Annotated in this window: 17 protein-coding genes; 10 read left to right on the top strand and 7 right to left on the bottom strand. The window is 37.2% G+C overall.

The window, feature by feature from the left end:
* Positions 1-22: 22 nt before the first annotated feature.
* Together H5182_RS00085 and H5182_RS00080 are read right to left on the bottom strand one after the other, a co-directional pair.
* Positions 23-544 (bottom strand): hypothetical protein, encoded by a 522-nt coding sequence (locus H5182_RS00085; RefSeq protein WP_182732069.1) that lies wholly within the window; start codon positions 542-544, stop codon positions 23-25.
* A gap of 767 nt (positions 545-1,311) precedes the next feature.
* Complete coding sequence (locus H5182_RS00080; RefSeq protein WP_182732068.1) at positions 1,312-1,824, bottom strand: hypothetical protein; 513 nt, start codon at positions 1,822-1,824, stop codon at positions 1,312-1,314.
* A 167-nt stretch (positions 1,825-1,991) separates the two neighbouring features.
* Between H5182_RS00080 and H5182_RS00075 the strand changes: the two genes are divergently transcribed.
* The 6 genes from H5182_RS00075 to H5182_RS00050 all read left to right on the top strand — a co-directional run bounded on the left by H5182_RS00075 (position 1,992) and on the right by H5182_RS00050 (position 8,315).
* Positions 1,992-2,219 carry a hypothetical protein gene (locus H5182_RS00075; RefSeq protein ID WP_259398192.1) on the top strand — a complete coding sequence of 76 codons (228 nt, stop codon included), beginning with the start codon at positions 1,992-1,994 and terminating at the stop codon, positions 2,217-2,219.
* A gap of 486 nt (positions 2,220-2,705) precedes the next feature.
* The gene (locus H5182_RS00070) at positions 2,706-3,086 is read left to right on the top strand and encodes a response regulator (RefSeq protein WP_145233960.1); all 381 of its coding nucleotides are present in this window, start codon (positions 2,706-2,708) and stop codon (positions 3,084-3,086) included.
* Positions 3,087-3,113: 27 nt separating this feature from the next.
* A complete protein-coding gene (locus H5182_RS00065; RefSeq protein WP_182732067.1) occupies positions 3,114-4,019 on the top strand; it encodes a MoxR family ATPase in 906 nt (301 codons plus the stop codon).
* 168 nt (positions 4,020-4,187) lie between these two features.
* Positions 4,188-5,015, top strand: coding sequence for a DUF58 domain-containing protein (locus H5182_RS00060; RefSeq protein WP_182718843.1), 828 nt, complete (start codon positions 4,188-4,190; stop codon positions 5,013-5,015).
* Complete coding sequence (locus H5182_RS00055) at positions 5,002-6,996, top strand: DUF3488 and transglutaminase-like domain-containing protein (protein ID WP_182759276.1); 1,995 nt, start codon at positions 5,002-5,004, stop codon at positions 6,994-6,996. The genes H5182_RS00060 and H5182_RS00055 overlap by 14 nt, the downstream gene beginning before the upstream one ends.
* Positions 6,993-8,315, top strand: coding sequence for a Na+/H+ antiporter family protein (locus H5182_RS00050; RefSeq protein ID WP_145233952.1), 1,323 nt, complete (start codon positions 6,993-6,995; stop codon positions 8,313-8,315). Before H5182_RS00055 ends, H5182_RS00050 begins: the two co-directional genes overlap by 4 nt.
* Positions 8,316-8,489: 174 nt before the next feature.
* Here H5182_RS00050 and H5182_RS00045 read toward each other — a convergent pair whose 3' ends face one another.
* Genes H5182_RS00045 through H5182_RS00035 form a run of 3 tightly spaced genes read right to left on the bottom strand, consistent with a single transcriptional unit; the run spans position 8,490 to position 10,592 of the window.
* On the bottom strand, positions 8,490-8,921 hold the full coding sequence (locus tag H5182_RS00045) for an acyl-CoA thioesterase (protein ID WP_064666260.1): 432 nt from the start codon (positions 8,919-8,921) through the stop codon (positions 8,490-8,492).
* A 5-nt stretch (positions 8,922-8,926) separates the two neighbouring features.
* On the bottom strand, positions 8,927-9,742 hold the full coding sequence (locus tag H5182_RS00040) for a M23 family metallopeptidase (RefSeq protein WP_182759275.1): 816 nt from the start codon (positions 9,740-9,742) through the stop codon (positions 8,927-8,929).
* Positions 9,735-10,592: a 6-carboxytetrahydropterin synthase gene (locus H5182_RS00035; RefSeq protein ID WP_149981106.1), complete on the bottom strand. Its 858-nt coding sequence runs from the start codon at positions 10,590-10,592 to the stop codon at positions 9,735-9,737. The genes H5182_RS00040 and H5182_RS00035 overlap by 8 nt, the downstream gene beginning before the upstream one ends.
* Positions 10,593-10,796: 204 nt before the next feature.
* Between H5182_RS00035 and fabA the strand changes: the two genes are divergently transcribed.
* Complete coding sequence (fabA, locus tag H5182_RS00030; protein WP_145233946.1) at positions 10,797-11,312, top strand: bifunctional 3-hydroxydecanoyl-ACP dehydratase/trans-2-decenoyl-ACP isomerase; 516 nt, start codon at positions 10,797-10,799, stop codon at positions 11,310-11,312.
* A gap of 79 nt (positions 11,313-11,391) precedes the next feature.
* On the opposite strand, the gene rmf is transcribed toward fabA, so the two are convergent.
* Positions 11,392-11,562: a ribosome modulation factor gene (rmf, locus tag H5182_RS00025; RefSeq protein ID WP_016707188.1), complete on the bottom strand. Its 171-nt coding sequence runs from the start codon at positions 11,560-11,562 to the stop codon at positions 11,392-11,394.
* A gap of 468 nt (positions 11,563-12,030) precedes the next feature.
* Between rmf and H5182_RS00020 the strand changes: the two genes are divergently transcribed.
* Entirely contained in the window at positions 12,031-12,666 is a 636-nt protein-coding gene (locus H5182_RS00020) for a TetR/AcrR family transcriptional regulator (RefSeq protein ID WP_145233944.1), read from the top strand.
* Positions 12,667-12,729: 63 nt separating this feature from the next.
* On the top strand, positions 12,730-13,722 hold the full coding sequence (locus tag H5182_RS00015; RefSeq protein WP_182759274.1) for an MDR family oxidoreductase: 993 nt from the start codon (positions 12,730-12,732) through the stop codon (positions 13,720-13,722).
* 212 nt (positions 13,723-13,934) lie between these two features.
* Here H5182_RS00015 and H5182_RS00010 read toward each other — a convergent pair whose 3' ends face one another.
* The gene (locus H5182_RS00010; protein WP_149981103.1) at positions 13,935-14,501 is read right to left on the bottom strand and encodes a hypothetical protein; all 567 of its coding nucleotides are present in this window, start codon (positions 14,499-14,501) and stop codon (positions 13,935-13,937) included.
* A gap of 189 nt (positions 14,502-14,690) precedes the next feature.
* Here H5182_RS00010 and H5182_RS00005 point away from each other — a divergent pair, with 189 nt between their 5' ends.
* Complete coding sequence (locus tag H5182_RS00005) at positions 14,691-15,107, top strand: VF530 family DNA-binding protein (RefSeq protein ID WP_182759273.1); 417 nt, start codon at positions 14,691-14,693, stop codon at positions 15,105-15,107.
* Positions 15,108-15,235 lie beyond the last annotated feature (128 nt).

Genomic DNA, 15,235 nt, shown 5'->3' with positions numbered 1-15,235 from the left:
CTTACACATTTCCTAGTGACCATTATTGTGCCGATGTTGGCCTGTGATCTCTAGAACCACAATATGGCTTTACAATTGGTAACTCTACGTTTAAATCATCAGAACGTTCAGATGTTAATGATTCCGCTTGATAATTTAACGTTTTTTTAACCCCTTTTGATATAGTACTTTTATACCAATTTTCATGAGCATTTTCAGGAGGAGTTACAACTAGAAATGTAGGCTTTCGAGGGTCAGCTTCATTTACTTTAGTGTTCCAACTATGCAAAACCTGATCACCTGCTGCGTTGCCGTACATACTTGCAAATGCAGTAGCAAGTAAATGCGCACCTGCATCACTGGTTATAATCATCGCCGTTTTAGAAAAGTCACTACCACAATCAAAGCTCATATCAACATTAAGCAATGAATTATCTGGTAGTAAAATATCTGCACTCATATATTGAATAACTGCACGATCAGCTTGAGGAGCAAGGGCTGCAACATTACAAATCGTTAATGTTGCACACAGTAAAGTTGCAATTTTAAATGTATTTTTAAGCATATTAATATCCTTTTTTACGCCATAGACAAAGATCCATCTGCAACAGTATCAACAAATACCTCACTCATGACAGTCAAAAGCTTTTGAGTCAGTATTGTTGTAACTTTTGCACATCAGAAGTTCACGTCTTGTAGGCAATTTTTTATAAAGTAATTTCTCTAAAACTTTTTCAACCAAAGTGTTAGCTACTAATCACTAATATTAGTTGGAGAAGTTCTGAGCTAGTTTTATTAACTTCATCTATTTCAACTGCCAAAATGCATAAATAAAGTTCCAGTGAATATTTTTTAAGGTACATACTAACAATTGTCCACAACACGGAGTGTTCTTATGTATGTGAATACAATAGCTACATGTAGTAAACCTTTATCATTATTTACTGCTAACTTTTCTTTTTACTTTTTCTAAAATACCGAAGTCAACATCATCGATATTATCGATAATGTTATTTAGCAAAAAATTTTGCATAGAATTAATTTAGCATGACTTCTGAAAAAATGATATTTGAAGAAATAAAGACCATTATTAGTCACTCTATGTAAATAACTATCACGAATATTGAATACGGCATTAGTTTGGAGCTATATCACTCATGATGAGCATAAAGACTTTTAAATGAAATTTTCAGACAAACTCGCATCTGCAGGTTATTCTATTGGTATTTAGTTAATGCAGAAACAATCCAATAGTGGCCGGAGTAGGGGGTTACCGTTAATATGATTTTATTACTTTTAAAAATGATATTAACTGGCTGAAACTCAAAATTTTTATTCTTTATTGTGCATTGTAACGGTTTGTTTAATAAGCTCAGATGTTAATTGTAGAGTTGTAGATTCAGATATTGATTTATTTGCAGATAGTTGGCAAATATAAAATAATCCCATGTTCAAAAAAGCAGTTCGTTCAGTAGTTGTTGTTAAAATATTTGCAGTTTGCTTAATTGAACCAGATAACTCAGCCAGCGCAAGCGCTTTTTCAGAACTAGTGCCTTGACTAGTTGAGACACTTGCGGCAGTTTTGGACAAGTTCAAAATAGCTTCTGAAATAGTTGCTTCACCTTTGCTATCGGTTGTTTTAATAGCTAATGCAGTTTGCATGCAAGCTCTAATTGTTCCATCTGGATCGTTTAAGATAACTGCAGCACTGGTATCTGGCTCCCAAACAAAGAGCGTACCAACAGTTTGTTCATTTTTATCGGCAATAGATATATAGGATTTTTTAAAGTATGTACTGCAACCACAAAGTATAGATGTAACAGCAATAATAGAAATAAGTTTCATATCGTACTCCTTTACATTAGTAACTAATATAAACATGGTTTACAAATATAATTATGTAAAGTTAAAAATGATTAGTAAGTATGGTTGAAATTTAAGTAACAGCAGCAAAGTTAGCGCTTAAAAAGTCGATACCAGATAGCTAGCAATTAACGCTAGGGCACTTGCCTGTGAATATACTAAACGGAATGTCACGTAAAAACGCACCTATATATAGTAGCGCTGTTACAGTTAGCTGCACTCAAGTTGAAAAGTTCTTAACTGGCCAACTGGCAATTGAGCAAGTACACGAACTAATGAACGCTGTTCAAAAACCAAATACGTTTGCTTATATAGGCAACCAAGTAAAAATATCGTACCAAGATTTTATGATCACGGCAGAGCTAGGCCAGGGTTAAATACCATCATAGCTGCCGGTAAAGTTTAAACATCGGCAGCTCATTATATTTGTGTGTAAATGAGCAGTGCTCAAAGTCAGCTAATATAAAACAGCTTTTAAAGTGCGTTTAGAGTCAAAGTTAAACAACCAGCCATTAACAATTAGTTATGTGTGAGTTAGGTGTTTGAAATTGGTGTAACTGATTTAATCTAAATTTGCATGCAAATAGGGAAAATAGCGTTTATTAATCACGGTAATTAGGTTGTTACTTATAAAACTCACTCTATTTAACATAATATAAATTATAGGTTGTTAAATATATTAATGCGAACCTCTGCAAATACACACCTAGAACCACCCGCTAAGTCCAATACTAGACGGTATCGGACTTAGTGATGATTTATTTCAATAATACAGTTTAATTCGAGTATCTTTCTTGAGCTTCATTATCGCTTAGCATAGTATTAAAAATACAATTTAAGCTGTATCACAAGAAGTAAACAATATGGAATTTGTGCGCCCGTTAGAACCAATCCTAATAATTGATGATGTTCAAGATATACGTGACTACTTAAATCAGATCTTAACTGAGTTAGGTTTTGAAGATATTCTTGAAAGCAGAGATTTTGAATCAGCTAAAACGTTGATTGATGAAAAATCCCCGAATGTTATCTTTCTCGATATTGAACTGCCCGATACCGATGGTACAGAAATTCTTGAATACTTAAATGACAATTACCCACATACACATGTTGTCATGTGCTCTGGCCATAACAGCCTCGAAAATGTTCAAAATACTTGGGAACTAGGTGCTAAAGGTTTTATTGCAAAACCATTTAATGCTAAAAAAGTTGATACTGTGATGAAACGCCTCGAACTTATTTAATGTAATTTATCAACCTACAAGGTTACTATGCAACAGACCGTACAAGCGATCATTGATGATTTATCCCAGGTTATTTTTGGCAAACAGCAACAAATAAAACTCGCGTTAACCTGCTTATTTAGCCAAGGTCATTTATTAATTGAAGATTTGCCAGGTATGGGTAAAACCACTTTATCGCATGCACTTGCTGCGGTATTAGGTTTGTCGTATCAACGAGTACAATTTACCAGTGATTTATTACCCTCCGACATACTGGGCTCAAGTATTTTTAATGCCAATGAGCATAAATTTACTTTTCATAAAGGGCCTATCTTCAGTCAAGTTGTTTTAGCGGACGAAATAAATCGCGCAGGTCCAAAAACACAAAGCGCTTTATTAGAGGCAATGGAAGAAAACCAAGTTACTATGGATGGTGATAAACATGCCCTACCAACACCATTTTTTGTTATAGCAACTCAAAACCCTTTATATCAATCAGGTACTTATCCTTTACCTGAATCTCAATTAGACCGTTTTTTTATGCGTATTAGTTTGGGTTTTCCACCTAAAGAAGCTGAACGTAAACTCATTTTAGGCCAACATAATCGTGATTATGCACACTTACCTGTACGTATCGATACACAACAATTAATTGAAATACAAAATAAAGTAAGTGCTGTTATGTTAAGTGAACCAGTTGTTGATTATATTTTGGCGCTTGTATCTGCTACCCGAAATAACAGCCAATTTGCTAATGCGTTATCTCCACGGGCCAGTATTGCAGTTGGCAAAGCCGCGAAAGCATGGGCGTTTATTGATGGTCGTGACTTTGTTACCCCTGATGATGTGCAAACTATTTTTGCTAGTGTTAGCGAACATCGTTTAGGTCTGCAGCATGATGTTAGCTCACAACAGATCAAACAATTAATAAATACTGTTGATGTGCCACTTTAAGGTATGAACAATAAAACAGGAAAGCGCCCTACTTTTTGGTTTCAGTTTAAAGCTAAGGTATTCAAGCTATTAGTAAGAAATAAACATAATACCGAACATCTTACCTTAACGCATAACACAATATATGTTTTGCCATCAAAATTGGGCGTGAGCTTTTTAGTGGTTACTATGCTTAATTTTATATTAGGCATTAATTATCAGAATAATCTGATTTTAGCGATGGCTTATTTAATGCTTGTCGTAATGATATTTTCGCTACTTATGGGTTATAGCAATCTTAAAGGATTAAAAATTGATTATAAAAATCATATAGCTAGCTATGCTCCCTGCTCTGCATTATTAGAGCTGCAACTAAAAACCGAAAAAAAATGTCAATCATTGCAGTTTATTTATGAAAATAAAACCCTCACAACCGTTGATGAAATAACCAGTCAAAAGCAAATAGTTAATTTAGATTTAGGATTAAAAGAACGTGGTGAATACCCCTTGCGCCGATTAAAAATAATCAGCAAGTACCCGTTTGGATTAGTATCAGTATGGAGCTACATGCAATTAGCACATACGGTATTTGTCTACCCGCAACAACTCAAACCATTGCATGAAGCTAGTTTGCAAAATAACCACAACACTGATGATGGCCTGCATAAAAACAGCCATGGTAGTGATGAATTTGATGGTTTAAATATTCATCAAACTGGTATGAATATGAAACGAATATCATGGAAACATTACGCAAAAACTCAGCAATTAATGGTAAAAGAGTTTGTAAATTATTCAGCCCAAAGTGTTGTTTTTGATTTTAATCAGTTACAAGGAAATACCGAATCCCGCCTACAACAATTAAGCTATTTAGTCACTCAGGCTTACTCACAAGGCGTTAGTTATGGCCTGCAATTAGAAGCAGGACTATACGCGATCAGTGATACCAAAGAACATTGTAAACAGTGTTTAGAAGCACTAAGCCGTTTTGCAAAGGATGAAAATGAAAGTCACTGATAATTTATCCGCGATCAATTTGTCGTTATCTATTGTTTATATTTTAGTGCTGAGTTTTATTTTTACTGAGTTACCTCCTCTATTTAATACATTATTAGCTAGTTTGTGTATTTGGAATCTAGCCGTTACCTTATTGAAAAGAAATAAACCCAATGCCATATTAGCAAATACTTTGGCCGGTTTGAGTCTATTGATCTTGTTTTATGACGTAGGTTTTAGCGATACGGTGACTTTATTTGTTGCGATGCTGATCCTCTCTAGCTTATTTAAATTACTGCAAGCCAATACAAAAAAGCATTATCAAACTATCATTTTGTTAAGTTTTTTTAGTCTCTCAACAGTATATCTATTTTCTCAGAGCTTATTTGCTACGCTAGTAATTAGCATGCTATATATTTTAAATTTTGCGCTTTTAGCGCTGATTGAATCTAAACATAGTTTAAAAATTGCAGCTAAAGACAGCTGCAAACTTTTGTTGCTAGCACTACCTTTAGCGATATTTTTATTATTATTGTTACCGAAACTTCCCGCATTTTGGCAATTACCGGGGCCAAAACTCGCTAAAACCGGTTTGTCAGAAAGTGTTGATCCATTTGATATAGCCAAACTGTCTAATTCAGATGAGTTAGTATTTCGAGCTAAATTTGATCAGCAAAAGCCATCTTCCCCCTATTACTGGCGAGCGATTATACATGATGAGTTTGATGGGAAACGCTGGTTAATATCGGACATTTTAAAAAGCCAACAAGTAATTGACCAAATCACCTCAGCTGAACGTGGTGAACCATTATATAGTTATCAAATTTTTGCAGAGCCTGGCGCTAAGCCTTGGCTTTATGGTTTACAGTTTGCCGACTCGGCCCATCAAGATGTAAAAACAACCAGCAATGGATTACTACTGCGGAAACGTTTTTTAGCTAATAGTATTAGCTATACAGCCCAGAGTTATGCTTTTAGCTTGGCTGAACTCTCTCGCTCTGCACACTATCAAAACGTGCAGCTTAGTTTAGCTAAAGAGACTAATTTACAGTCGCAGTCTTTAGCTAAACGTCTATATGAACAACATAATAACAATGATCAGGCTTTTTATTCAGCACTGTATGACTACTTTGCCAATAATAACTTTAGCTATACCTTAACGCCGGATCCAATTACCGGTAACAACACCCTTGACCAGTTTTTATTTGCTAATAAACGTGGTTTTTGTGGCCATTATGCCAGCACAGCTGCATTTATGTTTAGAAGTGTTGGTATTCCTGCCCGCGTTGTTTCGGGGTACTTAGGTGGTGAGTATAATCAACAAAATAGTTATATGAGCGTCTATCAATATGATGCCCATGCATGGGTTGAAGTATTTATAAAAAATAAAGGTTGGCAAATTTTTGATGCAACTGCGGTTGTTTCACCTGAACGATTAAACGGATCTTTATCACAGCACTTGCAGCTGAATAGCGAATTTACAAGCAACTTGAGTTTTGGCTTATTACGATTGAGTAATATTGCTGGTATTAACTGGTTAAGGCTTAAGCTTGAAAATCTTGATTATCAATGGACAAATTGGGTGTTAGGTTTTGACCAGCAAAAGCAATCTTCCCTGCTAAAAGAATTATTCGGTAATAAACAGCTTTGGCAAATTTCACTGATGGTGATAGCAACCGTATGTTTAGCCTTTATTTGTTACTTTGTGTATTTGTCTTGGCCTAAAAAGCCAGAATCGCCAGCGCATTCACTCGCAAAAGACTACCTTACTGTTGTGCGTTGGTGTAATAAGCAAGGTATTTCTGCACCGTCAAATCAAACGCCGCTGCAATTTTTAGCATATGCAGCTCAACAGCTGCCTAACAAGCGGACATATATCATGCAATTTGCGCAATTATACTCCGATGTGCGTTATCGCCAGCTAATATTTAGCGCTTATCGTAAAAAACACAGTAAAAATCTGGTAAAATTAATTAAAACAACAACTAAGAGAACTCTATGAATGCAGTCGTGATTGGCGTTATTTTAATGCTTGGCCTTACTTTAGCCCGCGTTAATGTAATTGTTGCTATGACTTTAAGTGCTTTAGTCGCCGGTTTAACCGCCGGACTTAGCTTAAACGATACCCTAAACGCATTTAACGCAGGCCTCTCTGGCGGAGCTGAGATCGCTCTAAGCTATGCAATGCTAGGCGCATTCGCTGTTGCGATTTCAAAATCAGGCTTAACGCGCATTTTAGCTGCAAAACTACTCGCTAAAGTAAATAACAATAGTAGTAATAGCGAAACAAATTTAAGCTATTTTATTTTACTGATAATTTTAGTGTGTGCAATTTCATCGCAGAACCTAGTCCCAGTTCATATAGCTTTTATACCAATTTTGATCCCCCCGCTACTGGTTATATTTAATAAACTAAGGTTAGACAGACGTGCTATTGCCTGTATTTTAACGTTTGGTCTAGCAACCTCATATATGGTTTTACCCTATGGCTTTGGTGGAATTTATTTATACTCGATTTTACATAAAAACTTAGTGGAAAATGGCTTAGAAATCATTAATACCCAAGTACCTATGGCGATGATCATTCCTGCCTGTGGCATGTTAGTTGGATTAATTGTAGCGGTGTTTATCAGTTATAGAAAACATCGGGATTATCAGCATGATGAACATCAAGAGCACGCAACTAATGTGGTTGTAGAACAACCTAAAAAAGTATTGTTAGTCGGTATTACAGCGGTATTAGCCTCTTTAGCAGCACAAAATGTCAGTGGTTCAATGATTTTAGGTGGCTTAGTTGGGGTGATGATTTTTAGTTTGTTTGGCGTAGTTAAGTGGGAGCAAAATAGCGACGTATTTAGTAAAGGCGTAGCAATGATGGCAATGATTGGATTTATAATGATCTCAGCTCAAGGGTTTGCCTCTGTAATGAAAGCGACAGGCGATGTGACTAGCTTGGTACAAAGCGCCGCATTGATTATTGATGGCAACAAACCTTTGGCAGCTGCACTAATTTTATTAGTTGGTTTAATGATCACCATGGGGATTGGCAGCTCATTTTCCACAGTGCCAATAATAGCAACCTTGTTTGTGCCACTGTGCTTAGAGCTTAACTTTTCAATGATGGCAACCGCAGCTTTAGTGGGAACCGCAGGTGCTTTAGGCGATGCTGGCTCCCCTGCTTCCGATTCAACCTTAGGACCAACTTCCGGCTTAAACGCTGACGGTCAGCATGATCATATCTGGGATTCAGTTGTGCCTACTTTTATCCACTTTAATATTCCATTGCTAATATTTGGCTGGATAGCCGCTATGGTGCTTTAATACCTTAAATGTGAGTAACCAAGTAGAGAATAGATTAAGCCCCCTACTTGGTTACTAAATTATTTTTTTAACGCAGATGCTAAAGATATATAACAGTGCAAAATAGTATGATGTGTTCTTTTTATTAAGTTAAGAAAGCACCATAAAAGTGCTTTCTTAACTTAACAACTCGGTTTAAAAACCATAAATCATCTTATCGCATACAACCGGCGTAGGTCTGTGATTGTCATCGACCGCAACGAATGTAAAACTGCCAGTAATTGCCGAGTGTTTATCATCCCTGTGCATTGTTTCTAAGAATATTTCAACGTCTACTCTTAAACTTGTATTGCCTACATGCACAACTTTTGAGATCAATTCAGCGAAGGTTCCAGCTGGAATAGCTTCTTTAAAATCAACTCTATCTGATGAAATGGTTACCAATGGTTTACGGCAAAAGCGCGTTGCAGCAATAAATGCAACTTCGTCCATCCATGCCAATGCATCACCACCAAACAAGGTATTGTGGTGATTAGTGCGCCCAGGAAATACTGTTTTTGTGACCGAAGTCGTTGAGTCTTTAATACGCTGAGCAATTATTTCTTCACGGTTTACTTGAGTTGTCATGTTCTCTACTTTTGGTTTGCTAATTTATCTAACATCATAAGTGCAGGATCAAGGCGTTCGCCTTTCCAATTAAAACGCCAATCCAGATGAGGGCCAGTTACACGGCCAGTCGCACCAATTTCAGCTATTTTATCACCGCGTTTAATGGTATCCCCTACTTTTACATCAAGCTTACTTAAGTGTATGTAGGTAGACGTGACACTGTGGCCATGATCTAAAATTAAAGTTCCGCCAGAGTAATAAAGGTCGTTATCAGCAAAAACAACGGTACCACTGACAGGCGCATAAACAGGGCTGCCTGTTTTGTTGGCTATATCTAAACCAAAATGTGGCCGACGAGGCTCACCATTAAAATAGCGTTGGCTACCATACACACCCGAAATACGCCCTTGTGCAGGTTTGTAAACTGGATCTAAAAAATACCTAAGCTCAGAGTCAACTTTTCGGGCATTTCTTACTGCCACAGCTTCGCGGCTGATACGTTCACTTACCGCTTTTGGCGGTGACACATATTTACTTGCCACTCCAGTAATTTTATCAATTTTATAATCACGTTTAGTGATCTCAATCGCTTGCTGATGTTTGACACCGTCTGCATCAACCCAGGCTAATTGATGGGTTAATTCAGCATCACGGCCAAAGCCAAATACAAACTCACCTTGTGCGGTGGTTTTTAATGCTTGGCCATTAAAAATAACTGACTTAACCCCATCAATTTGACCCGTCACTAACCCGCCTTGGGTTAAGTGACCTTTTAGCTCCACTGCATCAGCAAAAAAGCTCACAGTAGCAAATAACGAAACGGCTAATAATTTACGCATAACAAATGGACCCTTTGGCCACACCTTCGTATGCTGTGACTTTTACGTCATTGTCAGGATGCTGCGCTTTAACTTGCTCAGCAAGGTAACCTGCAATACATTCAACCGTAGTATCAATGGGTAAAATATCACACCGTTCTTTACTTATTGCCATTTCAAAATAGCCTTGTGCGGCGGTATAGGCAAAACAGAGGTCATTTTCTTTGGCGCTGATGTGCTGTAGCTGCGGCGCTTGAATTTGATCTTCTGCTGTCGCTAAATAAATATCTTGCCATTTATCAGCCCATTGCTTTTGTAAGCGTGGCATTGCCATTCCATCAAGGGCAATACCAATTTGCGAACGGTGACCATGAATAATACGCTGGCAATTACCGTCGTGCTTTTTAAGGCCATGACTATAGTGATAATAAAAGCTCTTACTATGCTCTGGCTTTAACTCAATTTCGATTTTATCGATATTGCTTGGTAACTGCGGCATGATTGTAGCAATTAAAAATTCAATAACTGACTGCTCATTAATAACATCAGCATCAATTAAACAAAACGCTTGGTTTGGCGCGCTCATTGCTAAGTGGTGATCATCACCAAAAGTACAATCAAGTGTTGTGTAGTCACCATGGTTTTCAACTTGGCCGTTAATTTGGTTGCCAATGGCCAGCTTGTGATCAATACATTGGTCGATAATGCCTTTGATTTGCTTTTTAACTAAGCCAAAATCAAGCACCATAGACTCTTCATTTAACTTGCCATGCAAGGTTAAATCAACAATCCAGCTCTCGCCAACTGCGCCTCGTTTATTACACAAGTAAGAAAAATCAATTACGGTAAGTGCGTTAACAAAAAGGATCATAAACTTCCTTTATACTGGTTAAAAAATCACGGTAATTATAATGATTTTTGCTAGTAATTGCGCGATTTAATCGTGTAATTAGCATGTTCTTCACCTAAGCGGTGGTATTTCGTGCAAATAAATTATTTTTTTAACTGCTCCGAGTTGTTTAGCGTACAAGTGTACGCTAAAGTACGTGGCAATTTCTAAGCGATGAAAAGTGTTATGGAACCTAAAAATAGTTATACAAAAGAAGATTTGATCCTATGTGGTCAAGGTGAAATGTTTGGAGAAGGCAATTGTCGTCTACCAAGTGACAACATGTTAATGATGGATCGTATCATCTCAATCACTGATGACGGTGGAGAGCATGGTAAAGGTGAAATCGTTGCTGAGCTTGATATTAACCCTGATCTTTGGTTTTTTGCTTGTCACTTTAAAGGTGATCCAGTCATGCCAGGTTGTCTTGGTTTAGATGCAATGTGGCAACTGGTTGGCTTTTTCCTTGGTTGGTCTGGTGGTCCTGGTCTTGGCCGTGCGCTAGGTGTAGGTGAAGTTAAATTTACTGGGCAAATTTTACCAACAGCAAAAAAAGTGACCTACCGTTTGACCATGAAGCGCGTTATTAAACGTAAATTATTCATGGGGATGGCTGATGGTACTGTTGAAGTAGATGGCCGCGTTATCTACGAAGCAAAAGATTTAAAAGTTGGTTTATTCCAAGATACTAGCGCGTTTTAATTTTTTATTAAAACCCAGCTACAAAAACGCCGCTGTTTCATAAACAGCGGCGTTTTTGCTTTAATTCAATACTTAAAAATTAGGTTTTATACATATTGCGATTTTCTATCGCTTCGCGCCAACCGCCTAACCACTCTGATTTTGGGTCTACTTGTTGATAAGGGCATAGGTCTTTTGAACGGCCCGCGAGGCCTGCTTTAAAGCCTTGAGAATGAGCTCTTTCTAACCGATCTCTTTTCTGTCTCTTCATAGGTAAATCCTCACCTTTTATATTTATATATTTGTAGTGTTCGTGACATCTACATTTAATGAATAGTTAATAAAACTGTTAAATTCAAATCACAAAAGCAATTAAATAAATTGACTTTAACTAAGCTGCTGATGCAAAAATGAATTAACATATAAAAAAGTAAAGTGGTCGTACCATCTTCTGTGCGACCCATATATGTACAAAAAATTACGACTATCTAATCACTAACACGCAGTTTCCTGCTCTAATTGTGACTGCGGTTTATGGATGAAGTTCCTATAAAAAATGTAATTATGACAAATTTATTTCAACTCATTAATAGTAAAGAAGTTTAATTTTTGAACTTATTTCAGACCACTTTACTGCGGCTTATTCGCACTTAATTAGCCCACATTTCACGTACACTTTTTTAAATTGTTTAATAATTAATCCTTGCATATATAAATACGATCGGTCTAATATGTGTTTATGCTAAAAAACAGTCAAAATCCACCACGACGTGGTCGCCCACCAAAAGTTGCCCGCAGTAATGCCGACACCAAAGCATTACTTATTGCTACGGGGGTAGAAACACTTACCGAGTTTGGCTTCAGTGCCACAGGACTTGATACTATTTTAAAAAAAGTAGGTGTTCCAAAAGGTTCTTTTTACCACTACTTTAATAATAAAGATGCCTACGGCTTAGCTGTTATAGACGCTTATAACGATTACTTTGTTGCTAAACTTATTCGCTATCTAGGGGCAAGCGATATCCCTCCTTTAGAGCGACTAATCAATTTCACCCAAAGTGCAGCAAGGGGTATGCAAAAGTACGATTTTAGTCGCGGTTGTCTAGTCGGTAATTTAAATCAGGAACTAAACCACCTCAGCGCTGACTTTAAAAATAAACTATTAACCAGTTACGAGATTTGGCAACAACATGTGCAAGTTTGCCTGGCACAAGCTCAGCAGGAGCGTGTTATTGCAGCCAACGTGAATACCACACAAATGAGTGAATTTTTTTGGATTGGCTGGGAAGGTGCTGTAATGCGTGCCAAGCTAACTAAAAATACTCAGCCACTTATTTTATATACTGAAATGTTTTTACGTGCATTGCTTAGGTAACGGCTTAAGTAATTGCTCTTTTTGCATAACAATTAAAAGACGATCGGTCTAAATGGAGTCCAGATGAATAATCAATTTAAAGCCATTGTTATAAATAATACTGACGATAAGTATACCGCGTCAGTACAAACACTAAATAATAGCGAATTACCCAATCTCCCTGTCAAACTAGATGTGCTTTACAGCACCCTAAATTATAAAGATGGTTTAGCTATCACAGGAAAAGGCCCCGTGGTGCGCTCATTTCCTATGGTGCCGGGTATTGATTTAGTGGGTAAAGTAACAGCCAGTGATTCTAGCGAGTTCGCTATTGATCAGTTGGTATTATTAAATGGCTTTGGTGTTGGCGAAAAATACTGGGGGGGGCTGGCTCAACAAGCCGCTGTTAATGGCGATTGGTTGATCCCACTCCCAACGTCGTTAACACCTAAACAGGCCATGCAAATTGGTACTGCCGGTTACACCGCGATGCTCAGTATTATTGCGCTTGAAAAGCAAGGCATCACTCCCGACTCTGGTGATATTTTAGTAACGGGTGCAAACGGTGGTGTAGGTAGTTTTGCCGTCTATTTACTTAATCTACTAGGTTTTACCGTAGTTGCAGCAACAGGTCGTGTAGATCAAAGCGAACATTTAAAACAACTTGGCGCCTCTGAAGTGATCGACCGAAATGAGCTATCAAATCCAGGTAAGCCATTAGCAAAAGAACGTTTTGCTGCAGCCATTGACTCAGTTGGCAGTCACACCCTTGCTAATATTTGTGCTTCTTTAAAGTATGGCGGTGTAGTTACTGCTTGCGGTTTAGCACAAGGCATGGATTTTCCTGCATCCGTTGCGCCGTTTATTTTGCGTGGTATTTCATTAATCGGCATAGACAGTGTTATGCGTCCAAAGGTCGACCGCATCCAAGCATGGCAACGTCTAGGTGAGCTTGTTGAGCAGAGCTACTTAGATAAAATATCGACTGAAATTAATTTAGAGCAGATTATTAACGCGGCTGATGAGCTGATGGCCGGAAATATCCGAGGCCGTGTAGTAGTAAATTGCCAACAGTAAAAATAAGTTATACCAATCGTGTTAAGTTACTAAGTATTTATAGCGACATAGAAATGCAGTAATAACAAGACAGGAATTTTGACATGCCGTTGTTCTACTTGAAAAATTACTGACGTAGTTAGCGCTTCATTTAGCCTGCTAGAATGGTTAAATATTTAACTCAATTGGTATTATTAAAGCTTCTTGTAAAAGAAGCTTTAATTTCTTCGTCATTACACGCCTAAAGCAGCAAGCTTTTCGTTTAATTCGTCTTTTGAAATTAAACTCATTTCATACTGTTTTTTAACTTTACGAATAGTGTCGAAATTATCAAGTTTTAATCGTGCTTTAGCTAATTTCTGTTCTTTTTCTGCTACAGAGATCACATCAAGTTTAACGGCTTTTTCAAGCTTCTCTTTTTCTTGATCGTATTCTTTTTGAAAAATTGCTTTTTCTTGAATGATGATTTGATCTTTTAGCTTTTTCTCAATTTCAATAGCTTCATCTTCAAGCTCAATTTTTTTCTCAAGTAACGGTTCAACACGGTTTAATGCTTCTTGCAAAGCACTTTCGATATTTTGTCCTTGGTTTTCTAGTAAATTTTCTACGTATTTTTTACCAATATCTTGATAACCAATATTTAGCTGCCCTTCTATTGAAGTGATCTCAGAGCGGATCGCCGATAACTTTGAGTTCTCTTTCATTGAGGTGCTCATATCAGAGCTTAGTTTAGACGTTGATTCGCTGATATTTGAACCAATAGTGGTAGCTTGTGTTTTAATTTTATTAAAAAGACCCATGTATATTATTCCTTAAATCTATCATCCAATGTTGTGGCGTCATGCCGATGCTTATTAAAGCGTGGTAATATTACCGATAAAGTAAACAAATGTAAATTACACAAGCAAACTGACTTGATATTCTTGTATCAAATTATCGTGATAAAAATTATAATTCTGAGATTAGATTTTAGAAAAAGAGTGTAAAACATGAGTAATGAAGATTTATTCGGCAATAACCCGCTACAAGGCGTTAAACTTGAGCAAGTTGTATCAGAGTTAGTTGATCAATATGGGTGGGAGCTTTTACATGCTTATCTACTGCTAAATTGTTTTAAAAACAACCCTGACATCAAATCTGCAGTTAAATTTTTGCGTAAAACCCAGTGGGCACAAGATAAAGTTGAAAACTTTTATCTTTATAGATTAAAAAATCTTCCTAAACCCGATGATGTTCAATATGAACTACCACCACGTGACCGCGTTATTCCTGAAGATCATAAACCGGGTGAACCATGCGAGTTAAGCCTTAGTCACGCAAAACGTATTCAACCTACAAACGCAGCCAACGATCGTGCACGGACGCGTAAACAACGCTCTAATGCCAGTAATCCTTGGCGTATCTAGGTGCTTGGTGCTAGGTTCTAGGCGCTCTGTGCTAGGTGTTAGGTGCCAGGTGCTAACAAGATCTTTCAATAATTAAGCTGCCATTGCCTGCTTTTTTTTCATTTTATACGGCTACTTTTCATCACTGT

This window comes from Pseudoalteromonas sp. SG44-17, from assembly GCF_014164235.1.
Taxonomy (GTDB): Bacteria; Pseudomonadota; Gammaproteobacteria; order Enterobacterales; family Alteromonadaceae; genus Pseudoalteromonas; species Pseudoalteromonas rhizosphaerae.
This window is presented reverse-complemented; position numbering and strand designations above follow the sequence as displayed.